Source organism: Pantoea sp. y20, from assembly GCF_054903455.1.
This window is the reverse complement of sequence record NZ_CM142816.1, coordinates 1,226,347-1,250,653: the sequence shown is the minus strand read 5'-3', so window position 1 is coordinate 1,250,653 and position 24,307 is coordinate 1,226,347. Positions and strand designations below refer to the sequence as shown.

General features: G+C 54.6%; 21 protein-coding genes and 7 tRNA genes. 26 read left to right on the top strand and 2 right to left on the bottom strand.

All coding sequences use genetic code 11. The features are described 5' to 3' along the window. Window positions 1–290 precede the first annotated feature (290 nt). The 8 genes from asnB to ACYAC5_RS05730 all read left to right on the top strand — a co-directional run bounded on the left by asnB (window position 291) and on the right by ACYAC5_RS05730 (window position 2,834). Window positions 291–1,958 (top strand): asparagine synthase B, encoded by a 1,668-nt coding sequence (gene asnB / locus ACYAC5_RS05765; RefSeq protein WP_277974647.1) that lies wholly within the window; start codon window positions 291–293, stop codon window positions 1,956–1,958. Window positions 1,959–2,173: 215 nt separating this feature from the next. Continuing rightward, window positions 2,174–2,250, top strand: a tRNA-Met gene (locus ACYAC5_RS05760). A gap of 7 nt (window positions 2,251–2,257) precedes the next feature. After that, window positions 2,258–2,342, top strand: a tRNA-Leu gene (locus ACYAC5_RS05755). A 21-nt stretch (window positions 2,343–2,363) separates the two neighbouring features. Next, window positions 2,364–2,438 (top strand) — tRNA-Gln (locus tag ACYAC5_RS05750). A 34-nt stretch (window positions 2,439–2,472) separates the two neighbouring features. Beyond that, window positions 2,473–2,547 (top strand) — tRNA-Gln (locus ACYAC5_RS05745). A gap of 26 nt (window positions 2,548–2,573) precedes the next feature. Then, a tRNA-Met gene (locus tag ACYAC5_RS05740) sits at window positions 2,574–2,650 on the top strand. Between the two features lie 6 nt (window positions 2,651–2,656). After that, a tRNA-Gln gene (locus tag ACYAC5_RS05735) sits at window positions 2,657–2,731 on the top strand. A 28-nt stretch (window positions 2,732–2,759) separates the two neighbouring features. After that, window positions 2,760–2,834, top strand: a tRNA-Gln gene (locus ACYAC5_RS05730). Between the two features lie 103 nt (window positions 2,835–2,937). Here ACYAC5_RS05730 and ubiF read toward each other — a convergent pair. Then, complete coding sequence (ubiF, locus tag ACYAC5_RS05725; RefSeq protein ID WP_192414172.1) at window positions 2,938–4,110, bottom strand: 3-demethoxyubiquinol 3-hydroxylase; 1,173 nt, start codon at window positions 4,108–4,110, stop codon at window positions 2,938–2,940. A gap of 169 nt (window positions 4,111–4,279) precedes the next feature. Here ubiF and miaB point away from each other — a divergent pair, with 169 nt between their 5' ends. The 9 genes from miaB (at window position 4,280) to ACYAC5_RS05680 (ending at window position 13,586) form a co-directional block, all read left to right on the top strand. Continuing rightward, on the top strand, window positions 4,280–5,704 hold the full coding sequence (miaB, locus tag ACYAC5_RS05720) for a tRNA (N6-isopentenyl adenosine(37)-C2)-methylthiotransferase MiaB (RefSeq protein WP_101763242.1): 1,425 nt from the start codon (window positions 4,280–4,282) through the stop codon (window positions 5,702–5,704). A 207-nt stretch (window positions 5,705–5,911) separates the two neighbouring features. After that, a complete protein-coding gene (locus tag ACYAC5_RS05715; protein ID WP_101763243.1) occupies window positions 5,912–6,985 on the top strand; it encodes a PhoH family protein in 1,074 nt (357 codons plus the stop codon). Continuing rightward, window positions 6,982–7,455, top strand: a complete 474-nt coding sequence (gene ybeY, locus ACYAC5_RS05710; protein ID WP_008103651.1) for an rRNA maturation RNase YbeY — start codon at window positions 6,982–6,984, stop codon at window positions 7,453–7,455. Before ACYAC5_RS05715 ends, ybeY begins: the two co-directional genes overlap by 4 nt. An 82-nt stretch (window positions 7,456–7,537) precedes the next feature. Continuing rightward, a complete protein-coding gene (corC, locus tag ACYAC5_RS05705) occupies window positions 7,538–8,419 on the top strand; it encodes a CNNM family magnesium/cobalt transport protein CorC (RefSeq protein ID WP_101763244.1) in 882 nt (293 codons plus the stop codon). Between the two features lie 4 nt (window positions 8,420–8,423). Further along, a complete protein-coding gene (lnt, locus tag ACYAC5_RS05700; protein WP_309835518.1) occupies window positions 8,424–9,950 on the top strand; it encodes an apolipoprotein N-acyltransferase in 1,527 nt (508 codons plus the stop codon). Window positions 9,951–10,387: 437 nt separating this feature from the next. Continuing rightward, window positions 10,388–11,281, top strand: a complete 894-nt coding sequence (locus ACYAC5_RS05695) for a glutamate/aspartate ABC transporter substrate-binding protein (protein ID WP_101763246.1) — start codon at window positions 10,388–10,390, stop codon at window positions 11,279–11,281. 161 nt (window positions 11,282–11,442) lie between these two features. Next, window positions 11,443–12,183 carry an amino acid ABC transporter permease gene (locus ACYAC5_RS05690; protein WP_061717388.1) on the top strand — a complete coding sequence of 247 codons (741 nt, stop codon included), beginning with the start codon at window positions 11,443–11,445 and terminating at the stop codon, window positions 12,181–12,183. Then, window positions 12,183–12,860: a glutamate/aspartate ABC transporter permease GltK gene (gene gltK / locus ACYAC5_RS05685; protein ID WP_101763247.1), complete on the top strand. Its 678-nt coding sequence runs from the start codon at window positions 12,183–12,185 to the stop codon at window positions 12,858–12,860. Before ACYAC5_RS05690 ends, gltK begins: the two co-directional genes overlap by 1 nt. Then, complete coding sequence (locus ACYAC5_RS05680; protein ID WP_008103661.1) at window positions 12,861–13,586, top strand: amino acid ABC transporter ATP-binding protein; 726 nt, start codon at window positions 12,861–12,863, stop codon at window positions 13,584–13,586. It abuts the gene before it with no gap. Window positions 13,587–13,670: 84 nt separating this feature from the next. Here ACYAC5_RS05680 and ACYAC5_RS05675 read toward each other — a convergent pair whose 3' ends face one another. Next, window positions 13,671–14,153 carry a zinc ribbon-containing protein gene (locus ACYAC5_RS05675; protein WP_007890691.1) on the bottom strand — a complete coding sequence of 161 codons (483 nt, stop codon included), beginning with the start codon at window positions 14,151–14,153 and terminating at the stop codon, window positions 13,671–13,673. 222 nt (window positions 14,154–14,375) lie between these two features. Between ACYAC5_RS05675 and leuS the strand changes: the two genes are divergently transcribed. The 9 genes from leuS to rlpA all read left to right on the top strand — a co-directional run bounded on the left by leuS (window position 14,376) and on the right by rlpA (window position 24,284). Beyond that, the gene (gene leuS / locus ACYAC5_RS05670; RefSeq protein WP_137385363.1) at window positions 14,376–16,958 is read left to right on the top strand and encodes a leucine--tRNA ligase; all 2,583 of its coding nucleotides are present in this window, start codon (window positions 14,376–14,378) and stop codon (window positions 16,956–16,958) included. Window positions 16,959–16,972: 14 nt separating this feature from the next. Beyond that, window positions 16,973–17,572, top strand: coding sequence for an LPS assembly lipoprotein LptE (gene lptE / locus ACYAC5_RS05665; protein ID WP_110865718.1), 600 nt, complete (start codon window positions 16,973–16,975; stop codon window positions 17,570–17,572). After that, window positions 17,569–18,600 carry a DNA polymerase III subunit delta gene (gene holA, locus ACYAC5_RS05660; RefSeq protein WP_110865717.1) on the top strand — a complete coding sequence of 344 codons (1,032 nt, stop codon included), beginning with the start codon at window positions 17,569–17,571 and terminating at the stop codon, window positions 18,598–18,600. Before lptE ends, holA begins: the two co-directional genes overlap by 4 nt. Further along, entirely contained in the window at window positions 18,593–19,237 is a 645-nt protein-coding gene (gene nadD, locus ACYAC5_RS05655) for a nicotinate-nucleotide adenylyltransferase (protein ID WP_277974643.1), read from the top strand. The genes holA and nadD overlap by 8 nt, the downstream gene beginning before the upstream one ends. A gap of 91 nt (window positions 19,238–19,328) precedes the next feature. Then, on the top strand, window positions 19,329–19,646 hold the full coding sequence (rsfS, locus tag ACYAC5_RS05650) for a ribosome silencing factor (RefSeq protein WP_008103673.1): 318 nt from the start codon (window positions 19,329–19,331) through the stop codon (window positions 19,644–19,646). Window positions 19,647–19,649: 3 nt separating this feature from the next. Then, window positions 19,650–20,120 carry a 23S rRNA (pseudouridine(1915)-N(3))-methyltransferase RlmH gene (gene rlmH, locus ACYAC5_RS05645; protein ID WP_008103678.1) on the top strand — a complete coding sequence of 157 codons (471 nt, stop codon included), beginning with the start codon at window positions 19,650–19,652 and terminating at the stop codon, window positions 20,118–20,120. A gap of 33 nt (window positions 20,121–20,153) precedes the next feature. Beyond that, entirely contained in the window at window positions 20,154–22,058 is a 1,905-nt protein-coding gene (gene mrdA / locus ACYAC5_RS05640; RefSeq protein ID WP_101763251.1) for a peptidoglycan DD-transpeptidase MrdA, read from the top strand. A gap of 8 nt (window positions 22,059–22,066) precedes the next feature. After that, window positions 22,067–23,179 (top strand): peptidoglycan glycosyltransferase MrdB, encoded by a 1,113-nt coding sequence (gene mrdB / locus ACYAC5_RS05635; RefSeq protein WP_101763316.1) that lies wholly within the window; start codon window positions 22,067–22,069, stop codon window positions 23,177–23,179. Window positions 23,180–23,189: 10 nt separating this feature from the next. Next, window positions 23,190–24,284 (top strand): endolytic peptidoglycan transglycosylase RlpA, encoded by a 1,095-nt coding sequence (rlpA, locus tag ACYAC5_RS05630; RefSeq protein WP_309835532.1) that lies wholly within the window; start codon window positions 23,190–23,192, stop codon window positions 24,282–24,284. Window positions 24,285–24,307: the final 23 nt, after the last annotated feature.

Here is a 24,307-nt window from a genome sequence, read left to right as displayed (position 1 = left end):
CTGCTTATGCAGGGCTTTTGTTTTTTCTGTGGTTATGCCTTTCTTTACCGCTCGCCACATGCCTACAAAACGAACGATAATGCAGTTTCATTAGATGACATCTAAAATAAACACGTAATAATTGAATAATATTCAATATTAATTGCCCATGAACATTCTTTTTATCAAAGAATCGCAATTTTACTTGCACTAACACCGCCATTTAGCGCATTTTCTTATACATCACGCAGCCAAGGCTGCCGGACAAACGTAGAAATAACTTCGCCACAAGGTGAGATCAGGAGTCAGTTATGTGTTCAATTTTTGGTGTGCTGGATCTGAAAAGCGATCCTATTGAGCTGCGCAAGAAAGCGCTGGAATCTTCTCGTCTGATGCGTCACCGCGGCCCGGATTGGTCAGGTGTTTATGCGGATGATAAAGCCATTCTGGTGCATGAGCGTCTGTCGATTGTTGACGTTAACAACGGCGCACAGCCGCTGTATAACGCTGACCACACCCACGTACTGGCTGTTAACGGCGAAATTTACAACCATCAGGCGCTGCGTGCTGAGTTGAGCGATCGTTACGCTTTCCAGACCGGTTCTGACTGTGAAGTGATCCTCGCGCTGTATCAGGAAAAAGGCGTCGATTTCCTCGACGAGCTGCAAGGCATGTTCGCCTTCATTCTGTGGGACAGCGTGAAGCAACAATATCTGATTGGTCGCGACCATATCGGCATTATCCCGCTGTATATGGGCAACGACGAGCACGGCAACCTGTATGTCGCTTCCGAGATGAAAGCGCTGGTGCCGGTGTGCCGCAGCATCAAAGAGTTCCCGCCGGGAAGCTACATGTCGAGCGCCGATGGTGAAATCCGTCGTTACTGGCAGCGTGACTGGATGGAATATTCCGCTGTTGAGCACAACACCACGGATGCCGCCGAGCTGAAACATGCGCTGGAAGAGTCAGTAAAAAGTCACCTGATGTCTGACGTGCCTTACGGCGTTCTGCTGTCTGGCGGCCTGGACTCATCCATCATCTCTGCCGTGACCAAACGCTTTGCTGCGAAACGTGTTGAAGATGCGGATAAGAGCGATGCATGGTGGCCGCAGCTGCACTCCTTCGCGGTTGGCCTGGAAGGTTCTCCAGACCTGAAAGCAGCGAAATCAGTCGCAGAACACCTCGGTACCGTGCACCACGAAATCCATTTCACCGTGCAGGAAGGCCTGGATGCGATCCGTGACGTGATTTACCACATCGAAACCTATGATGTGACCACCATTCGCGCCTCTACGCCGATGTATTTAATGTCGCGTAAGATCAAAGCGATGGGCATCAAAATGGTGTTGTCCGGTGAAGGTGCGGATGAAGTCTTTGGCGGCTACCTCTATTTCCATAAGGCGCCGAACGCCAAAGAATTCCATGAAGAGAACGTGCGTAAACTGCTGGCTCTGCACATGTTTGACTGTGCTCGCGCCAACAAAGCGATGTCCGCCTGGGGCGTGGAAGCGCGTGTGCCGTTCCTCGACAAGAAATTCCTCGACGTGGCGATGCGCATCAACCCGGCAGACAAACTGTGCGGCAGCAACGGCAAGATGGAAAAACATATCCTGCGCGAATGCTTCTCTTCTTACCTGCCGGAGAGCGTGGCGTGGCGTCAGAAAGAGCAGTTCTCTGATGGTGTGGGCTACAGCTGGATCGATACGCTGAAAGAAGTGGCGGCGAAGCAAATCAGCGACCAACAGTTGTCGACTGCGCACTTCCGCTTCCCGTACAACACGCCGAATTCGAAAGAAGCGTATCTGTATCGCGAAATCTTTGAGGAATTGTTCCCGATCGCCAGCGCCGCAGAGTGTGTGCCAGGCGGTCCATCAGTGGCCTGTTCTTCGGCTAAAGCGATCGAGTGGGATGAAGCCTTTAAATCCATGGATGACCCTTCTGGTCGCGCCGTTGGTGTGCATCAGTCCGCGTATAAATAAGGTTTTTACTCAACAAGATATGGGGCTCATTCGAGCCCCTTTTTTATGCAATCTATCGTACAACCTTTGAAATTTGCCGAATAAATCACCAGCCTGGTTACAAGCCAGACAAACAGGCGTTTTAAGGCGAAAAACGGCAAAAAAATTGTTGACGCTACAAGACTCAATACGCATAATGCGCCCCGCAACGCCGATGAAGGTTACGCGAAAAAGATGGCTACGTAGCTCAGCTGGTTAGAGCACATCACTCATAATGATGGGGTCACAGGTTCAAATCCCGTCGTAGCCACCATCTTTTTGCGGGAGTGGCGAAATTGGTAGACGCACTAGATTTAGGTTCTAGCGCCGCAAGGTGTGCGAGTTCAAGTCTCGCCTCCCGCACCATTTCAGTCTTCGGCAGCCGGATGGGGTATCGCCAAGCGGTAAGGCACTGGTTTTTGATACCAGCATTCCCAGGTTCGAATCCTGGTACCCCAGCCAATCCGGATTATGTTGTGGATACAAAGTCGACGAATGGGATATCGCCAAGCGGTAAGGCACCGGTTTTTGATACCGGCATTCCCTGGTTCGAATCCAGGTATCCCAGCCATCGTCGGACGCAGTAAGCAGTACAAAGGCTACGTAGCTCAGCTGGTTAGAGCACATCACTCATAATGATGGGGTCACAGGTTCAAATCCCGTCGTAGCCACCAAATTATTGGGGTGTCGCCAAGCGGTAAGGCTCTGGTTTCTGATACCAGCATTCCGGGGTTCGAATCCCTGCACCCCAGCCATAAAAAGACAATTTGATCAAACACCTATTGGGGTGTCGCCAAGCGGTAAGGCACTGGTTTCTGATACCAGCATTCCGGGGTTCGAATCCCTGCACCCCAGCCAAATTGCACAATAAAGCCCGCTTATGCGGGCTTTATTGTTTTCTGCGTTTGGCAAAGAGGTGAGCACACTTTTAACCAGGAGCGCGTCAATGCGCTCCCTACAATCACAAACCTAATGCGTAACGCAGCACCTTGCGTTTCAAGGCTCCGGCATTCTCCGCCGCAATCAGCGCCAGGTTTCGCGCAAAACGCAGCGGCGGCAGTTTATTGCTAAACGCGAAGTAGAACAGATCCATACCGCCCTGCATCAGTAAATTATCTTTGTAACGCTGACGATGATAACGCTGCAGCACAGCATCCGATGACCAGAGCTCCGCCTGGTTGCGCGCCTCGACCAGCGTCGTGATCAACGCATCCACATCCCTATAGCCCAAATTAACGCCCTGTCCGGCCAGCGGATTGATGGTGTGCGCCGCATCCCCCACCAGCGCCAATCCCGGCATCACATAACGTGTTGCATGACGTCGCACCAGCGGGAAAGAGGCCGCAGTTTTGACCTGAATACGGCCAACGCGTGCCGGGAAGTGAGCATAAATCTCTTTCTCCAGTTGCGGGAGCGGCAAACTTTGCAGCTGACGAATTCGTGCTGGCGCGTCGTACCACACCAGCGAAGCACGACGATCAAACAGCGGCAGGAAAGCGCGCGGCCCTTGCGGCGTAAACTGCTGCCAGGTGGCATCGCCCGCCTCCTGCTCGCACTCCACGCTTATCAGCATGCAGGATTGCGCATAGTTCCAGCCGCGCACGCCAATACCCGCTAACTGACGCACACGCGAGTTAGCACCATCTGCGCCGACCACTAAACGCGCATCCAGCGTTTGGCCGTTATCGAGTTGCACCTGCCAGCCAGCGCTGTGCGGCTGCAAACCCTGCAAGCTCGCCGGGCAGATCAGTGTGATGCCCTCTTGCTGCATTTTTTCCCACAGCGCACGCTGCAGCACGCTGTTTTCCACCATAAAGCCCAGCTCGGGCAACCCAAGCGAGGCCGCATCAAACTTCACATGCGCGTTTTGCCACTCCCAGGTTTCCAGCTGGCGATAGGGCGCACAGCGCATCGCCTGCACACGCTGCCAGACATCCAGTTGCTGCAGCAGCGCAACCGACGACGCACCGATGGCGGAGATACGCACATCTGGCTCGCTGCCGGCATCAAAGCTTGCCGGTTCCGCCCGTTCAATGACCGCTACGCGAAACTGCTGCTGCGCCAGGCCACACGCCAGCGCCGCACCAACCATGCCACCGCCCACGATCACCACATCAAAATGTGAATCCTGCATCGACTCTAATCCTTCTTTTTGCCGTGAAACCTTCCAGCATCACGTTGATAGCTAAAGTGTACCGGAAATTAGCAGCGCGATGCGATGCAGATGCGTGAAGCCTGGTAACAACAGCGTCGAAGCATTACAATACGCGCCCTGCACTTCGCTTGAATCAATGGCTAGTTCGATGACCAAAAAACTGCACATCAAAACCTGGGGCTGTCAGATGAATGAATACGATTCATCGAAGATGGCCGATCTGCTGAACAGTACGCACGGCTACACCCTTACCGAGGAAGCTGAAGAGGCGGACGTTCTGCTGCTCAACACCTGCTCCATCCGTGAAAAGGCGCAGGAGAAGGTTTTTGCTCTGTTAGGCCGTTGGAAAAAGCTGAAAGCGAGCAATCCCGATCTGATCATCGGCGTGGGTGGCTGCGTGGCCTCACAAGAAGGTGAACGTCTGCGCCAGCGCGCCAGTTACGTCGATATCGTCTTTGGCCCGCAGACCTTGCATCGTCTGCCGGAGATGATTAACACCGTGCGCGGCAGTAAAAGCCCGGTTGTTGACATCAGCTTCCCTGAAATTGAGAAGTTTGATCGCCTGCCAGAACCGCGCGCCGATGGCCCAACCGCCTTTGTGTCGATCATGGAAGGCTGCAACAAATATTGTACTTTCTGCGTGGTGCCTTACACGCGCGGTGAGGAAGTTAGCCGTCCGAGCGACGATATTCTGCTGGAAATCGCCCAGCTTGCCGCTCAGGGCGTACGTGAAGTCAACCTGCTGGGCCAGAACGTCAACGCCTATCGCGGCGCCACCTTTGATGGCGATATCTGCACCTTTGCTGAGTTGCTGCGCTTAGTGGCGGCGATCGACGGCATTGACCGTATTCGCTTCACCACCAGCCATCCTATTGAATTTACCGATGACATCATCGAGGTTTACCGCGATACGCCCGAGCTGGCGAGCTTCCTGCATCTGCCGGTTCAGAGCGGATCAGATCGCATCCTGACGCTGATGAAGCGCGCGCACACCGCACTCGAGTACAAAGCGATTATCCGCAAGCTGAAAGCCGCACGTCCGGATATCCAGCTGAGCTCTGATTTCATCATCGGTTTCCCCGGCGAAACGCAGCAGGATTTTGAGCAGACCATGAAGCTGGTCGGTGAAGTGAATTTCGATGTCAGCTTCAGCTTTATCTACTCCATGCGCCCAGGCACGCCGGCCGCCGATCTGCCCGACGATGTGACAGAAGAGGAGAAAAAGCAGCGTCTTTTCATCCTGCAGGACCGCATCAATCAGCAGGTGATGGCGTGGAGCCGCCGCATGCTGGGCACCACGCAGCGCGTGCTGGTGGAAGGCATTTCGCGTAAAAATGTGATGGAACTGACCGGCCGCACCGATAATAACCGCGTGGTGAACTTCGAAGCACCGGTTGAAATGATCGGGAAGTTTGTTGATGTCGAAATTGTTGATGTCTATGCCAGCTCCCTGCGCGGCGTGCTGGTGCGCACCGAAGATCAAATGGCGCTCCGTGTGGCCGAAAGCCCGGCGTCAGTGATTGCGCGTACCCGCAAAGAGAACGACATCGGCGTCGGACTGTTCCAGCCTTGAAACCTCGAACGTTGAGCGATAGCGCACAAAGCGCTGTCGCCTGTTTCATCCCCAGGCCCTTGCTTTCCACAAGTGCTGCCCAAATATCGACTCTGAAGCTTGCGCCAGTGCGCAGCGCCATAAATAATTTCATAAAGATGTGGAGAGATTGCTCTTCGACATCCGGCACACCTTTTCAACTGGCCCTGAGTGACCTTAAGGATTCATTTGAATATCGAAACGCGTGAAATCGCCCTTGAACCGGCAGATAACCAACGACTGATGAGCTTGTGCGGTCCGATGGATGACAATGTGAAACAGCTGGAGCGCCGTTTGGGCCTTGAAATCAAACGCCGTGACAACCAATTCACGCTTACCGGCCGCTCGCTCTGTGTGGACGCTGCCGTCAATATCCTGCGCACGCTGTATGTTGATACCGCCCCAATGCGCGGTCAGATCAAAGATATCGAACCGGACCAGATTCACCTGGCAATCAAAGAGAGCGGCGTTCTGGAACAGAGCGCTGAGAGCGTGCCGGAATTCGGCAAAGCGGTGAACATCAAAACCAAGCGTGGCGTAATCAAACCGCGTACGCCTAACCAGGCGCAATACATCGCCAATATCTTCTCGCACGACATTACCTTTGGTATCGGCCCGGCCGGTACCGGTAAAACCTATCTGGCGGTCGCTGCCGCAGTGGATGCGCTGGAGCGTCAGGAGATTCGCCGTATTCTGCTGACGCGTCCGGCGGTTGAAGCGGGTGAGAAACTCGGCTTCCTGCCCGGCGATCTCAGCCAGAAGGTCGATCCCTACCTGCGCCCGCTGTACGACGCGCTGTTCGAAATGCTCGGCTTTGAGCGCGTAGAGAAACTGATTGAGCGCAACGTGATTGAAGTGGCTCCGCTGGCCTACATGCGCGGACGCACGCTGAACGACGCCTTTGTGATTCTCGATGAGAGCCAGAACACCACTATCGAACAGATGAAGATGTTCCTGACGCGTATCGGCTTTAATTCCAAAGCGGTCATTACCGGCGATATCACGCAGATTGACTTGCCGCGCAGCACCAAATCCGGCCTGCGCCACGCCATTGAAGTGCTGGCAGAAGTCGATGAGATTAGCTTTAACTTTTTCCACAGCGAAGACGTGGTGCGTCATCCGGTTGTCGCGCGCATCGTGAATGCTTATGAAGCCTGGGAAACCGCCGACCAGAAACGCCGTGATCAACAGGCAGAAGAGCGCAAACGCGAAGCTATCGCGGCTCAGCTTGCCAGCCAAACAAGCCCGCAGGAGCGTTCATGAGCGCGGTGATTCTTGATTTACAACTGGCCTGCGCCGATGAAAACCATCTGCCAGCGGAGAGTGATTTTCAACGCTGGCTGGAAGCGGCGGTAACGCCGTTTCAACCGGAAAGCGAAGTCACGATTCGTCTGGTGGATGAAGCCGAGAGTAATGAGCTTAATCTGACTTATCGCGGAAAAGATAAGCCGACCAACGTGCTGTCATTCCCGTTTGAAGCACCGCCGGGAATTGAACTGCCACTGCTCGGCGATCTGATTATTTGCCGTCAGGTTGTCGAGCAAGAGGCTGCTGAACAAGGCAAAACCGTCGAAGCCCACTGGGCGCATATGGTGGTGCACGGTACGCTGCATCTGCTGGGTTACGACCATATCGAAGATGAAGAAGCCGAAGAGATGGAGGCGCTGGAGACCGAGATAATGCTTGCTCTTGGTTATCCTGATCCGTACATTTCGGAGAAAGAAGACGCCTGAGCCGCTGGTTCAGGTTATTGCGCTGCTGGCGCGGATGCCAGCAGCCCCAATCCCTCATTAGAGAGAACGAAATAAAAACGCCATGAGCGACGACCATTCTCAAAACAGCGACGCACCCAGTAGTAAAAAGGGATTTTTCTCCCTGTTAATCAACCAACTGTTTCACGGTGAACCCAAAAACCGTGATGAACTGCTGGGGTTAATCCGCGATTCTGAGCAAAAAGAGCTGATTGATCAGGACACCCGCGACATGCTCGAAGGGGTGCTGGACATTGCCGAACAGCGCGTGCGCGACATCATGATCCCTCGCTCGCAAATGATCACCCTGAAACGCAACCAAACGCTGGAAGAGTGCCTTGCGGTGATTATTGAATCCGCCCACTCACGCTTCCCGGTGATCAGCGAAGACAAAGACCACGTCGAAGGCATTTTGATGGCCAAAGACCTGCTGCCGTTTATGGCCAGCGCGTCTGAGCCGTTCAGTATGGAAAAAGTGCTGCGCACCGCCGTGGTGGTTCCTGAAAGCAAGCGCGTCGATCGCATGCTGAAGGAGTTCCGCTCGCAGCGTTATCACATGGCGATTGTCATTGATGAATTTGGTGGCGTCTCTGGTCTGGTGACCATTGAAGATATTCTTGAGCTGATTGTTGGCGAAATTGAAGATGAGTATGACGATGAAGAAGATCGTGATATCCGCCAGCTCAATCGTTACACCTACACCATGCGCGCCTTAACGCCAATTGAAGATTTTAATGAGGTCTTTGGCACCGATTTCAGCGATGACGAAGTCGATACCATTGGCGGATTGGTCATGCAGGGATTCGGCCACCTTCCCGCTCGCGGCGAAAGTATTGTCATTGATGGCTATCAGTTCAAAGTCGCCATGGCTGACAGCCGCCGTATCATCCAGGTGCATGTAAAAATTCCGGAAGACTCACCACAACCGCAACTGGAAGACGAATAACGTTATGGCTTTAGCCTCTCTTTACTCGCAGCAGCGGGTTCGCCTGCTGCTGGCGTTAGTTACGGGTGCCATTGGCACCCTTTCCTTTTCCCCCTACGATTTCTGGCCTGCGGCGATAATTTCGCTGTTTGGTCTGCAACTGTTGCTGCTGGAACGTCGCACTGCGCAGGCTGCGGCAATCGGCTTCGTTTGGGGCTTTGGACTGTTTGGCAGCGGCATCAATTGGGTTTACGTCAGCATCGCCACCTTTGGCGGCATGCCCGGCCCGGTAAACATCTTGCTGGTGATTCTGCTGGCGGCTTATCTGTCGCTCTATCCGATGCTGTTTGCCATCCTGCTCAACCGTTTCTGGCCGCGCGCCACGCTGTGGCGTTTGGCTTTAGCGGCACCCGCGCTGTGGCAGATTAGCGAATTCCTGCGCGGTTGGGTGCTCACCGGCTTTCCGTGGCTGCAGTTTGGCTACAGCCAGATTGACGGTCCGCTAAAAGGCCTCGCGCCGCTCGCAGGCGTTGAAACCATTACCTTCCTGTTGATGGTGATCGCCGGCTTGCTGGTGCACGCGCTGCATCATCGTACCGTGAAAAGCTTGATAGCCGCCGCGCTCCTGCTGTTACTGCCGTGGCCGCTGCGCATGATGCAGTGGTATCAGCCGCTGCCGGAACGCAGCGTTGATGTTGCGATGGTGCAAGGCAATATTCCGCAGTCGATGAAGTGGGATCCGCAGCAACTGCTGAACACGCTGCGCGTTTACACCTCCTATAGCCAGCCTTTTATCGGCAAAGCACCGATCATTATCTGGCCCGAATCAGCGATTACCGATCTGGAAAGCAACCAGCAGCCGTTCCTGCGGGCGCTGGATGCTGACCTGCGCGCGCGCGGCAGCTCACTGATTACCGGTATCGTGGATTCTCGCGTGGAAGGCGATAATCGCTATCACGACTATAACTCGGTAATTGTGCTGGGTGGCGAGCAGCCTTACAGCTATCAAAGCCAGAACCGCTATCAGAAGAATCATCTGGTGCCATTTGGTGAGTTTGTGCCGCTGGAAGCGTTGCTGCGTCCGCTGGCGCCGTTCTTCGATTTGCCGATGTCCTCCTTCAGCCGTGGCGCCTATGTCCAGCCGCAGCTGAAAGTGTCGGGTTATAACCTGACCAGCGCTATCTGCTATGAGATCGTGCTGGGCGAACAAGTGCGCGCCAACTTCCGTCCCGATACCAACTTCCTGCTGACCGTCTCCAACGATGCCTGGTTCGGTCACTCCATCGGACCGTGGCAGCATTTCCAGATGGCGCGCATGCGTGCGCTGGAGCTGGGACGTCCGTTACTGCGCTCCACCAATAACGGTGTTACCGCAGTAGTGAATGCCAATGGTGAGGTGGAGAAAGCGTTGCCGCAGTTCACACGCAATGTGCTGGAAGCCAAAGTCACGCCAACCAAGGGTGAAACGCCGTATGCGAAAGCGGGCATCTGGCCAGTGTGGCTAGTGACGTTGATTAGCATTGTGTTGGCCATTCTGCGCCGTCGCCATTAGTTCAGGCAGCTATGCAAACAGGCGAAGTGAATACTTCGCCTTTTTTATGCGCTGTTTTCTCTTCCTTCCGTGGTGCTTTCCCCGATTCTCTGCTGGCTTTTTACACTTCTTCATCGTGCTGGCACGATCATTGCTATTTATTTCAGTGATTTTCGCAAACATCGGCTTTTGTCAGCGTAGTGCAACCTTTACGCGCTAATTTATGGCAATGATGCGCACTCTATTAGCGCATCGGGGAATTTTTGCCTTTTATTGGTGCGGAGCGGCTCGCAAAAAAGAAACTTTTTTGTTTCATTGCGTTAACAATTCGCTATGTTAATCACTATCCTGCGTGCGGTTGCGCTATGGGATAACAAAAAAAGCAGCACGAAATACACACAATATCACAATCTGCGCAGTTTATGTTCTGCGCGACATCCATACGAAGGAGTTGGAACATGCAGATACGCAAAGTGGCATTATCTCTTTTGCTGTTGGGAGCAGCAGCGGGAGCGGCCCAGGCGGAAGATCTCACCGGTACCCTGAAAAAAATCAATGATAGCGGCGTGATCGTCGTTGGGCATCGTGAATCATCAGTTCCCTTTTCTTACTATGACAACCAGCAAAAAGTGGTTGGCTATTCACAGGATTATTCAAACGCCATCATCGCGGCTATTAAAGCCAAACTGAATAAGCCTGATTTGCAGATCAAAATGCTGCCGATTACTTCGCAGAACCGTATTCCTCTGTTGCAGAACGGAACTTACGATTTTGAGTGCGGTTCTACCACCAACAACCTGGAGCGTCAGAAGCAAGCGGCATTCTCTGACACCGTGTTCATCATCGGTACGCGTCTGCTGGTGAAAAAAGGCGGCGACATCAAAGATTTCCCTGATCTGAAGGGTAAAACCGTTGTCGTGACCTCCGGTACCACTTCAGAAGTTCTGCTGCACAAACTGAACGACGAGCAAAAAATGGATATGCGCATCATCAGCGCGAAAGACCATGGCGATTCTTTCCGTACGCTGGAAACCGGTCGTGCTGTGGCCTTCATGATGGATGACGCGCTGCTGGCAGGTGAACGTGCCAAAGCCAAGAAGCCAGACAACTGGGACATCGTGGGTACACCGCAGTCGAAAGAAGCTTACGGCTGCATGCTGCGTAATCAGGATCCACAGTTCAAACAGCTGATGGATGAAACCATTGCTAAAGCGCAAACCTCTGGCGAAGCCTCAAAATGGTTTGAAACCTGGTTCAAAAAACCGATTCCACCGAAGAATCTGAACCTAAACTTCGAACTCTCAAGCGATATGCAGGCCCTGTTCAAAGCACCGAACGACAAAGCACTCTGAATTAACAACGACAACAAGGGCAGCCCCGCTGCCCTCTCGATTGCTGAACATGCGGTGCGGACAGACAGACTGTAACAGGCCGTTCCCCTGAAGCAGGATGCAAGACACCGCTCAACAATCTTATGGGTAGCCTCGCTACCCTTTTTTTACCGGAGCTCGTTATGGGTATCGATTGGAACTGGGGCATTTTTCTTGAACAGGCCCCGTTCGGCAATACGACTTACCTCGGCTGGCTGTGGTCCGGTTTTCAGGTCACCATTGCGGTGTCCTGCTGCGCCTGGATTATCGCCTTCCTGGTAGGTTCCTTATTTGGCATTCTGCGTACCGTGCCCAACCGCCTGTTGGCGGCAATTGGCACCTGCTACGTGGAGCTATTCCGTAATATCCCGCTGATTGTGCAGTTCTTCTTCTGGTATCTGGTTGCGCCAGAACTGGTGGGCGAAAAGCTGGGCATGTGGTTTAAGTCGGAATTGGATCCCAATATTCAGTTCTTCGTCTCCTCGACGATTTGCCTTGGTTTGTTCACCGCAGCGCGCGTCTGTGAACAGGTACGCGCGGCGATTCAGTCGCTGCCACGCGGTCAGAAAAATGCCGGCCTGGCGATGGGCCTGACGCTGCCGCAAACCTATCGCTATGTGCTGCTGCCGAATGCCTATCGCGTGATTGTGCCGCCGATGACGTCGGAAATGCTTAATCTGGTGAAGAACTCGGCGATCGCCTCAACCATCGGACTGGTGGATATGGCGGCGCAGGCCGGCAAGCTGCTGGATTACTCCGCGCATGCCTATGAATCCTTTACCGCCATCACTCTGGCGTACGTCGGCATTAACCTGGTCATCATGCTGATTATGAGTGTGGTAGAACGCAAAATTCGCCTGCCTGGCAATATGGGAGGCAAATAATGTACGAGTTTGACTGGAGTTCAATTGTTCCCAGCCTGCCTTACTTGTGGAATGGGTTGATCATTACCTTCAAGATCACCGCGATTGCCGTGGTGTTTGGCATTATCTGGGGCACGATTTTGGCGGTGATGCGCTTGTCGCCGATTGCGCCGATACGCTGGTTTGCCAAGCTGTACGTCAACCTGTTCCGCTCCGTACCCTTGGTGATGGTGCTGCTGTGGTTCTATTTGGTGGTGCCCGCCTTCCTGCAACAGGTGCTGGGCTTATCGCCTAAATCAGATATCCGCCTGATTTCTGCCATGGTGGCATTTGCGCTCTTTGAGGCCGCGTACTACTCGGAAATCATCCGCGCCGGTATTCAGAGCATCTCACGCGGGCAGTCCAATGCCGCGCTGGCGCTCGGCATGACGCACTGGCAATCGATGAAACTGATCGTATTGCCGCAGGCGTTCCGCGCCATGGTGCCGCTGCTGCTGACGCAGGGCATCGTGCTGTTCCAGGATACGTCGCTGGTGTATGTACTGAGCCTGGCCGATTTCTTCCGCACCGCTTCAACCATAGGTGAGCGTGACGGAACCCAGGTTGAAATGATTTTGTTTGCTGGTCTGGTCTACTTTGTGATCAGCCTGAGCGCTTCGCTGTTGGTTACCTATCTGAAAAGAAAGAGGACGGTTTAAATGATTAGCCTGAAAAATGTTTCAAAGTGGTATGGGCACTTTCAGGTGCTGACCGACTGCTCCACCGAAGTGAAAAAAGGTGAAGTGGTAGTGGTCTGCGGTCCGTCTGGCTCAGGTAAATCAACGCTGATTAAAACCGTGAACGGCCTGGAGCCGATTCAAAAGGGCAGCATTCAGGTGACCGGCACCGAAGTGAACAACAAAAAAACCAACCTCGCTCAATTGCGTAGCAAAGTGGGCATGGTGTTCCAGCATTTCGAGCTGTTCCCTCATCTCAGCATCATCGAGAACCTGACGCTGGCGCAGGTCAAAGTGCTGAAGCGTGATAAAGCGGCCTCACGTGAGAAAGCGCAGGGCTTGCTAAAACGCGTTGGGCTCTCTGCGCACGCGGATAAGTTTCCCGGCCAGCTTTCCGGCGGCCAGCAGCAGCGCGTGGCAATCGCGCGTGCGTTGTGCATGGATCCGGTGGCGATGCTGTTTGATGAGCCGACGTCAGCGCTTGATCCTGAAATGATCAACGAAGTGTTGGACGTGATGGTTGAGCTGGCGAATGAAGGCATGACCATGATGGTGGTGACGCATGAAATGGGCTTTGCGCGCAAAGTCGCTAACCGCGTGATCTTTATGGATGAAGGGAAAATTATCGAAGACACCAATAAGGATGACTTCTTTAACAATCCGCAATCCGATCGTGCGAAAGACTTCCTGGCGAAGATCCTGCACTGATTAGCGCAATAAATTGCGCCGCTACGATAAGTGCTCGTACCCGTAGCGGCGCGATTCATCGCGCGGGGTTATTCATTCATAAAATCAGGGTTCAAACGGCTGGCGCTGGAACTGATCGTGCCCGCACTCCGGGCAGCGCGTTAAGCTCTCTGGCGTATAAATCGCCCGTGTGAAGCCGCACTTCTCACAGACTAAATTCCCCAGCCCCACCACTTCACCGCTCTGGTAGACGCCGTGATGGCGCAAATCCTGAAACACTTCACGCCACTCGAGCTGACTTTTATCGGTGATATCCGCCAGCTCTTTCCACAGGCTTTCACGAATCACGCGCAAAAACACTGAATCGCCGACCACATCAGAAGACTCCTGATAGCTCAGCGCAAACTCGTGTAAATCGCGCCGCACGGCGCGCATCACTTCATTGACCTCGGCGGGTGACAGCGTTTTTTTCGCCAGCAAACTTTGCCGCGCCTCGGCCACCAGCGCATCAACATCGCGCTCGCCATGATCCAATCGTTGGGATAATGCTTCAATCGTTGCACGGTATTCCTGCGCCACATTATTCATTTTATTCTCCTTTCCGCTGCGGATACTGCTGTTAAGTTTAGCGGTTTTGTCACAATTGCATCGGCAGCAACCTAAGAAATCACAAAAGGGTGAAAGCGGCGGCGCATTCGGCAGAAATCCGGCCGGCGAGGGCGTGAAAAGTTGTTGATGCGCAGCCTTATGGGTATGCTATGTGGATCTAAAAGTATGCTTAGCGATTTTCACAAAGGACCACAGGCAGCCATGCAAGAGCAATACCGCCCGGAAGAGATAGAATCCCGCGTCCAACAACACTGGGACGAAAACGAAACCTTTAAAGTGACCGAGCAGGAAGGCAAAGAGAAATATTATTGCCTTTCGATGCTGCCCTATCCTTCTGGCCGCCTGCACATGGGGCACGTGCGTAATTACACCATTGGCGATGTGATTGCACGTTACCAGCGTATGCTCGGCAAAAACGTTCTGCAGCCAATTGGCTGGGATGCGTTTGGTCTGCCAGCCGAAGGCGCTGCGGTGAAAAACAACACCGCGCCGGCGCCGTGGACGTACGACAATATCGCTTACATGAAGAACCAGCTGAAATTACTGGGTTTTGGCTATGACTGGAGCCGCGAACTGGCGACCTGCCAGCCAGAATACTATCGCTGGGAACAGTGGTTCTTTACTAAGCTATATGAAAAAGACATGGTCTATAAAAAGACCTCGGCGGTGAACTGGTGCCCTAACGATCAGACCGTGCTGGCCAACGAACAGGTTATCGACGGCTGCTGCTGGCGCTGTGATACCAAAGTTGAGCGCAAAGAGATCCCACAGTGGTTCGTCAAAATCACCGCCTATGCGGAAGAGCTGCTCAACGATCTCGATAAGCTGGAAGATTGGCCGGAGCAGGTCAAAACCATGCAGCGCAACTGGATTGGCCGCTCTGAAGGCGTGGAAATCACCTTTGACGTTGCCAACAGCGCTGAGAAGCTGACCGTTTACACCACCCGTCCAGACACCTTTATGGGTGCAACCTATGTGGCGGTTGCCGCAGGTCACCCACTGGCGCAGCAAGCAGCTGCCACTAATCCTGCGCTGGCTGAATTTATCGACGAATGCCGTACCACCAAAGTCGCCGAAGCCGATATGGCAACGATGGAGAAGAAAGGCGTGGCCACCGGCCTGTTCGCTATCCATCCGCTGACCGGTGAAGAAATTCCGGTGTGGGTCGCTAACTTCGTGCTGATGGAATACGGCACCGGCGCGGTAATGGCTGTTCCAGGCCACGATCAGCGTGACTGGGAGTTCGCTACCAAGTACAACCTGAACATTAAGCCGGTGATCCTGAATCTCGACGGTTCTGAACCGGACCTGAGTGCTGCCGCGATGACCGAAAAAGGCGCGCTGTTCAACTCGGGTGAATACAACGGTCTGGATCATCAGGCGGGCTTTAACGCCATCGCCGATGCGCTGGCTGCCAAAGGCGTGGGCGTGCGTAAAGTCAATTACCGTCTGCGCGACTGGGGCGTTTCCCGTCAACGTTACTGGGGCGCGCCAATTCCAATGGTGACGTTGGAAGATGGCACCGTGATGCCAACGCCAGAAGATCAGTTGCCGGTCATCCTGCCAGAAGACGTGGTGATGGATGGTATCACCAGCCCAATCAAAGCCGATCCTGAGTGGGCCAAAACCACCGTTAATGGCCAGCCTGCGCTGCGTGAAACCGACACCTTTGACACCTTTATGGAGTCATCCTGGTATTACGCGCGTTATACCTGCGCCAACTATCATGAAGGCATGCTGGATCCGGCGGCGGCGAACTACTGGCTACCGGTCGATCAGTATGTTGGCGGTATCGAACACGCCATCATGCACCTGATGTATTTCCGCTTCTATCACAAGCTGCTGCGTGATGCTGGCCTGGTGAACTCTGATGAGCCGGCCAAACGCCTGCTGTGTCAGGGCATGGTGCTGGCTGATGCGTTCTACTACCTCGGCGTGAACGGCGAGCGTAACTGGGTTTCTCCGGTTGACGTGACCGTAGAACGCGACGAGAAAGGCCGCATTATCAAAGCCACCGACAACGAAGGTCGTGAAGTGATTTACGCCGGCATGAGCAAAATGTCGAAGTCGAAAAACAACGGCATCGATCCCCAGCTGATGGTTGAGCGTTACGGTGCAGATACCGTTCGTCTGTTCATGATGTTTGCTTCGCCAGCAGAGATGACGCTGGAGTGGCAGGAATCGGGCGTTGAAGGTGCTAACCGCTTCCTGAAACGCGTATGGAAACTGGCTTACGAGCACATTGCGAAAGGCGCGACCGTGGCGCTGGACGTCAATAACCTGAATGACGACCAGAAAGCGTTGCGTCGCGATCTGCACAAAACCATCGCCAAAGTGGCCGATGATGTGGGTCGTCGTCAGACGTTCAACACCGCCATCGCTGCCATTATGGAGCTGATGAACAAACTGATCCGTGCCCCGCAGGAGAGCGAGCAAGATCGCGCGCTGCTGCAGGAAGCGCTGGTCGCAGTGACGCGTCTGCTCTATCCATTCACTCCGCACGCCAGCTATGTATTGTGGCAAGCGCTGGGCGGCGAAGGCAGCATCGACGAAGCCAGCTGGCCGGTAGCCGATGAAGCGGCCATGGTGGAAGATTCGCTGCTGGTGGTGGTGCAGGTGAATGGCAAAGTGCGCGGCAAGATTACCGTTGCGCCGGATGCCACGCAGGAGCAGGTGCAGGCGCGTGCTGCGCAGGAGCATTTGGTGGCGAAATATCTGGATGGCGTCACCATTCGTAAAGTGATTTATGTCCCTGGCAAACTGCTTAACCTGGTCGTAGGTTAAGTTCAGGAGGAACTGTGCGACAACTGATTATCAGGCTGTTTGTCCTGCTTGCGGTAGTGATTACCGCAGGCTGTGGTTTCCACCCCCGCGGCACCACCTCGGTGCCGAGTGAGATGAAAACCCTTATCGTCCAGAGCGGCGATCCCTATGGCCCACTGGCGCGTGCCGTGCGCCAGCAGCTGCGCATCAACAATGTCACCATCATTGAAGACAGCAAAGCGGCCAGCGCCAAATACCCAACGCTGCGTCTGGGTGCTGAAGGCCAGGGACGTGATACCGCATCGGTGTTTATCAGCGGTACCACCGCGGAATACTCGCTGGTGATGACGGTCACCGCACAGGTTCTGCTGCCGGGTAAAGGTATCTACCCGATCAGCACCACCGTGTATCGTTCTTTCTTCGACAACCCGAACGCCGCACTGGCGAAGGATGCCGAGCAAGATATGATCGTGCAGGAGATGCGTCAGCGCGCGTCCGAGCAGTTAGTACGTAAACTGCTGACCGTGCATGCCGCGCAGGAAAGCAACAAAGATACTTTGCCGCAGCCTGAGACGATTGCACCGGGACAGAACTCACCGGAAGTGTCCTCTTCGTCAGCTACCAGTCTGCAATGATCAGGATTTATCCTGAACAACTGAGCGCGCAGCTTCGAGAGGGGCTGCGCGCCTGTTATTTTCTCACCGGTAATGAACCTCTGCTGATTCAGGAAAGCGCGGATGCAATCCGTGCTACCGCTAGCGCACAGGGATTTGAAGAGCACTTCAGCGTCACCATTGATGCGCAAACCGATTGGGATGCGATCTTCGTTAGCTGTCAATCGCTCAGCCTGTTTACCCAACGCCAAACCCTGACGCTGCAACTGCCCGAAAACGGCCCCAATGCCGCTATCGCCGAGCAGTTAGTGAAACTCTCCACGCTGCTGCACAGCGATATTTTGCTGGTGCTGCGCCTGGCGAAACTGACCAAAGCGCAGGAGAACAGCGCCTGGTTCAAAGCGCTGAGTACGCAGGCGGTAATGGTTCCGTGCCAGACGCCTGAACAGGCACAGCTGCCGCGCTGGGTGGCGAGTCGCGCCAAAGCGATGAAACTCAGCGTAGATGATGCGGCGATCCAGCTGCTTTGCTACTGCTACGAAGGGAATCTGCTGGCGCTGTCGCAGGCGCTGGAACGCTTATCGCTGCTGTGGCCGGATGGCAAATTAACGCTGCCGCGCGTGGAAGCCGCCGTCAACGATGCTGCGCACTTTACCCCGTTCCATTGGGTGGATGCATTGCTGGCAGGGAAAAGTAAACGCGCCCTGCACATCCTGCATCAGCTGGAGAAAGAGGACAGCGAAGCGGTGATTCTACTGCGCACGCTGCAACGCGATTTACTCACGCTGCTGCACCTGCAGCGGAATCAGGCGAAACAAGCGCTGCGCACGCTGATGGATCAGCAACGTATCTGGCAAAACCGTCGCGCGCTGTTTACCGAAGCTTTGCAGCGCCTTGATGCTCAGCGTTTACAGCGCGCGGTGCATTTGCTGGCAGAGCTGGAACTCAGCATGAAGCAGGATTACGGACAAAACCTGTGGCCGCAGCTGGAAACACTGTCGCTGCTGCTGTGTCACCGCGATTTCCCATTGAGCTTTACTGATGTCTAAACTCTACGCTCTGTTTGGCGGCACCTTCGATCCGATTCACTACGGCCATTTGCGCTCGGTAGAAGCGCTGGCACAGCAAGTGGGATTAAAAAAGGTCACGCTGCTGCCGAACAACGTGCCGCCGCATCGCCCGCAGCCGGAAGCCAGTGCGCAACAGCGCGTTGAGATGCTGCGCTGTGCTATTGCCGATCGCCCGCTGTTTGATATCGATACGCGTGAACTGGCGCGTGCAACGCCGTCCTGGACAGTTGCCACGCTGGAAGCACTGCGTGCGGAACGCGGCCCAGAACAGCCCCTCGGGTTTATCATTGGTCAGGATTCTCTGCTAACGTTAGCCAAATGGCATCGCTGGCAGGATCTATTGTCGCTGTGCCATTTGCTGGTGTGTAAGCGTCCAGGTTACGCCGCGCAGATGGAGACGCCAGAGATGCAGCAGTGGCTTGATGAGCATCTCGCCGATGAGGTGCAGCAACTCCATCACGCACCGGCGGGACACATCTGGCTGGCGGATACGCCGCTGTTCGACATTTCCGCCACCGAAATCCGTCAGCGCCGCCATGCAGGCATCTCCTGCGCGGATTTACTGCCAGATGCAGTGATCGGCTACATCGATAGCGTTGGCTTATATCGCAGCTAAAGGCAGCATGCTATACTGCGCCGCTTCATTTTCGGCTACCTTTCTCGCATCGTTAGCCCGTCCGTAATCACCTGTTTTTAAGGGGAACCTTTTGCAAGGTAAAGCACTCCAAGAGTTCGTTATTGATAAGATTGATGATCTCAAAGGCCAGGACATCATTGCTATTGATGTTCAGGGCAAATCCAGCATCACCGATTGCATGATCATTTGCACCGGCACTTCAACACGTCACGTCGCTTCTATCGCCGATCATGTGGTGCAGGAATCGCGCACTGCGGGCCTTAAGCCGCTGGGTGTAGACAGTAAAACCGCCTCCGATTGGGTGGTCGTTGACCTGGGTGACGTGATTGTGCACGTGATGGAAGCAGAGAGCCGCCAGCTGTACGAGCTGGAAAAACTCTGGAGCTAAGACGTGAAACTGCAGCTTGTGGCCGTCGGCACCAAAATGCCCGACTGGGTTCAGACCGGTTTCATGGAGTATCTGCGCCGCTTCCCGAAAGATATGCCGTTTGAACTGATCGAAGTAACTGCCGGCAAACGCGGCAAGAACGCTGACATCAAACGCATTCTGGAAAAAGAAGGTGAAGCGATGCTGGCCGCCGTGGGTAAAGGCAATCGTATTGTCACGCTGGATATTCCCGGACAGCCGTGGGAAACCCCACAGCTGGCGCAGCAGCTTGAACGCTGGAAACTGGATGGCCGCGATGTCAGCCTGTTAATCGGTGGTCCGGAAGGACTGGCGCCCGCGTGCAAAGCCGCTGCTGAACAAAGCTGGTCACTGTCAGCGCTCACGTTGCCACATCCGCTGGTGCGTGTGCTGGTAGCGGAAAGCCTGTATCGTGCGTGGAGCATCACCACGAATCATCCTTATCATCGTGAATAAACGCCTGACAACCCCAGACAATAAATGTAGCGGATGAAATTACAGAGCAACGCCTTTCGCGATTACACTGCCGAACAGAAACTTTTTGTCCGCCGAGCATTGGTGGCTTTTGTTGGCATTCTGCTGCTCTCCAGCATTCTGGTGGTCAACATGTACCACCTGCAAATTCTGCGCTTTGACGACTACAGCACCCGTTCAAATGAAAACCGCATTAAGCTGGTGCCGGTGGCACCGAGCCGCGGCATTATTTTCGATCGCACCGGCGTCCCGCTGGCAGTAAACCGCACGATTTATCAGGCCGAACTGATGCCGGAAAAGGTCGACAATCTGAAGCAGACCTTACAGGATCTGCGTCCGGTACTGGATCTGACCGACGACGATCTCGATGCGTTTGACAAAGAGCGCAAACGCTCGCGCCGCTTTACCTCGATTCCGGTCAAAATCGGTTTAAACGAAGTGCAAGTGGCGCGTTTCGCCGTCAATCAATACCGTTTTCCTGGCGTGGAAGTAAAAGGCTATCAGCGCCGCTACTATCCGTATGGCCAGACGCTGACGCACGTAGTGGGCTACGTCTCCAAAATCAACGATCGCGACGTTACACGCCTCGATCAGGAAGGCAAATGGCCGAACTATGCGGCTACGCATGATATCGGCAAGCTCGGCATCGAAAATTATTACGAAGATGTGCTGCACGGTAAAACCGGTTATGAAGAGGTTGAAGTTAACAACCGTGGCCGCGTCATTCGACAGCTGCACGAGCAATCTCCGCAGGCCGGACGCGATATCTACCTGACGGTTGACCTCAAACTGCAGCAGTACATCGAAACCTTGTTGACCGGCAGCCGCGCGGCAGTGGTGGTGAGCGATCCACGCACCGGCGAAATTCTTGCACTGGTTTCTACCCCCAGTTACGACCCGAACCTGTTTGTCGACGGTATCTCGAGCAAAGATTATAAAGCGCTATTAAGCGACGAAAATCGTCCGCTGTATAACCGTGCGCTGCAGGCCTCCTATCCCCCAGCGTCAACGGTGAAACCTTACGTTGCCGTGTCGGCGCTGAGCGCAGGCGTGATCAACCGCAATACCAGCCTATTCGATCCCGGCTGGTGGCAACTGCCCGGCTCGGAAAAGCGCTATCGTGACTGGAAAAAATGGGGCCACGGTCGCCTGAACGTCACTAAATCGCTGGAAGAATCGGCGGATACCTTCTTCTATCAGGTTGCCTACGATATGGGCATCGATCGCCTGTCAGAGTGGATGACCAAGTTTGGTTACGGCCATCGCACCGGCATTGATCTGCCGCAGGAGAGCGCGGGCAACATGCCCACGCGCGAATGGAAGCTGAAGCGCTTTAAGAAGCCGTGGTATCAAGGTGACACCATTCCGGTTGGTATCGGCCAGGGTTACTGGACCGCGACGCCCATTCAGATGAACAAAGCGATGATGATCCTGATCAATGACGGTGTGATCAAAGTGCCGCACTTACTGCGCGCCACGCGTGAAGGCCAGGTGATGGTGCCCTATCGCCAGGTTCCGGATGCACCGATTGGCGATATTCATTCAGGTTACTGGGAAATTGCCAAAGACGGCATGTATGGCGTAGCCAACCGCGCTAACGGTACCGCGCACAAGAGCTTTGCCGATGCGCCCTACAAAATCGCTGCCAAATCCGGTACCGCGCAGGTTTACGGACTGAAAGAAAATGAAGTCTATAACGCGCACAAGATTGCCGAACGTCTGCGTGACCATAAATTAATGACTGCCTATGCGCCTTACGATAAACCGCGCGTGGCCGTCACCATGATTCTGGAAAACGGCGGCGCAGGCCCGGCTGTCGGCACCGTTATGCGCCAGATTCTCGACCACATTATGTTAGGCGACAACAATACCGTGCTGCCAGAAGCCGCACCGACACCGCCCGGCTACGAAGGTGAATGACAATGTCCATGAACGATAGTCCGCAGAAAAGATCGATCTGGACGCGCATCCATATCGACCCCCTGTTTATGCTGATCATTCTCAGCTTGCTGACCTACAGCGCCATCGTCATCTGGAGCGCAAGCGGACAGGATCCAGGCATGACCGAGCGTAAGTTCGGGCAGATTGCCATGGGCATCATCGTTATGCTGGTGCTGGCGCAGGTGCCGCCGCGCGTCTATGAAAGCTGGGCGCCCTATCTCTATATTGTCTGCGTGATATTGCTGATAGCGGTGGACGCGTTTGGTCACATCAGTAAAGGCGCACAGCGCTGGCTCGATCTTGGTTTTGTGCGTTTTCAGCCCTCGGAGATTGCCAAGATTGCCGTGCCGCTGATGGTGGCGCGCTTTATTAACCGCGATGTCTGCCCGCCGACGCTGAAAAACACCGGCATCGCGTTGATTCTGATTTTCATGCCGACGCTGCTGGTGGCGGCACAACCCGATCTCGGCACCTCGATTCTGATCGCCGCTTCCGGCCTGTTTGTACTGTTCTTATCCGGCATGAGCTGGAAGCTGATTGGTATCGCGGTATTGCTGGTCGCCGCCTTTATCCCGATTTTGTGGTTCTTCCTGATGCACGATTACCAGCGCGCCCGCGTGATGATGCTGCTGGACCCGGAAAGCGATCCGCTCGGCGCCGGTTATCACATCATTCAGTCGAAGATTGCTATCGGTTCCGGTGGCCTGCGCGGCAAAGGCTGGCTGCACGGCACCCAATCGCAGCTGGAATTCCTGCCTGAACGCCATACCGACTTTATTTTTGCCGTTTTAGCGGAAGAACTTGGTCTGGTTGGCGTGTTGTTACTGCTGGTACTCTATTTGCTGCTGATCATGCGCGGACTGATTATCGCGGCGCGTGCGCAAACCACCTTTGGTCGCGTGATGGCGGGCGGTTTGATGCTGATTTTATTCGTTTATGTTTTCGTTAACATTGGCATGGTAAGTGGTATCTTACCGGTGGTTGGCGTACCGCTGCCGCTGGTGAGCTACGGCGGATCGGCATTGATTGTGTTAATGGCTGGATTTGGCATCGTGATGTCGATCCATACTCATCGAAAAATGTTATCTAAAAGCGTTTAAGAGGCTGCACATGCGTAAGGACTGGCTTGGGGTTGCACTGGCATCATTGGTACTGGCTGCCTGTTCCACACCGGAACAGCAGAATAATACTGCGCCACCGCAACCGGCCTATAACGGCCCGGTAGTGGAAATTCCTGGCGTGGAACCACGTTATGAACCGATCAATCCTTCCACCAGCCAGGATTACAGCGTCAACGGTAAAAACTACCGCGTGATCAAAGATCCTTCGAACTACAGCGAAGTGGGTTTAGCCACCTGGTACGGTGACGAAGCGCAGGGGAATCGCACCGCTATCGGTGAATCTTACGATCCGGAAGGCATGACCGCCGCGCATCCAACGCTGCCGCTGCCGAGCTATGTGCGTGTCACTAACCTCGCCAACGGCCGCCAAATTGTGGTACGCGTCAACGATCGTGGCCCTTACACGCCAGGCCGCATTATCGACTTGTCGCGTGCGGCGGGCGATCGCCTGAATATCTCTAACAACACCCGCGTGCGCGTTGATTACATTAAAGTGGCGCCGGATGGTTCCGTTTCCGGTCCCGGCACCATCGGTACCACCGTCGCCAAACAGAGTTATGCCCTGCCCGCGCGTCCCGATCTCGGCGGCGGCATGGTGATGATGGGCGGCAGCGCCAATGCTGCGCCAGCGCCTGCACCGCAGGATGTGCGCGCTGTCGATAACAGCACCTTGCAAAGCAGTGACAGCATGGGTGCGCCCGTCCAGAGCAGTGGTTTTCTCGGCGCACCACAGCCGTTAGCTACGGGCGTGCTGGAAGGCAACGAGCCGGTTGCCGCCCCAGCCCCAGCAACGTCTTCGGCGCCAGCCGCTGCCGCCGCACCAGCTACCAGCCAGAATGCCCATGCCGGCAGCGGTTATGTGGTTCAGGTTGGCGCGATTAACGATCCGGCGCGTGCACGTCAGTTGGCCGAAAGCCTGGGTAAACGCTTTGGCGTGCCGGGCGCGGTTGAAGCCAATGGCAACGTCTATCGCATTCAGTTAGGTGGCTATAAAAGCCGTGCCGAAGCCGCTGCCTTGCAGCAGCGTCTGAACACTGAAGCGCAAATGAGCTCATTTATTACCACTGCCCGTCCATCGATGTAACGGACAGTGACATTTCCTGCTGA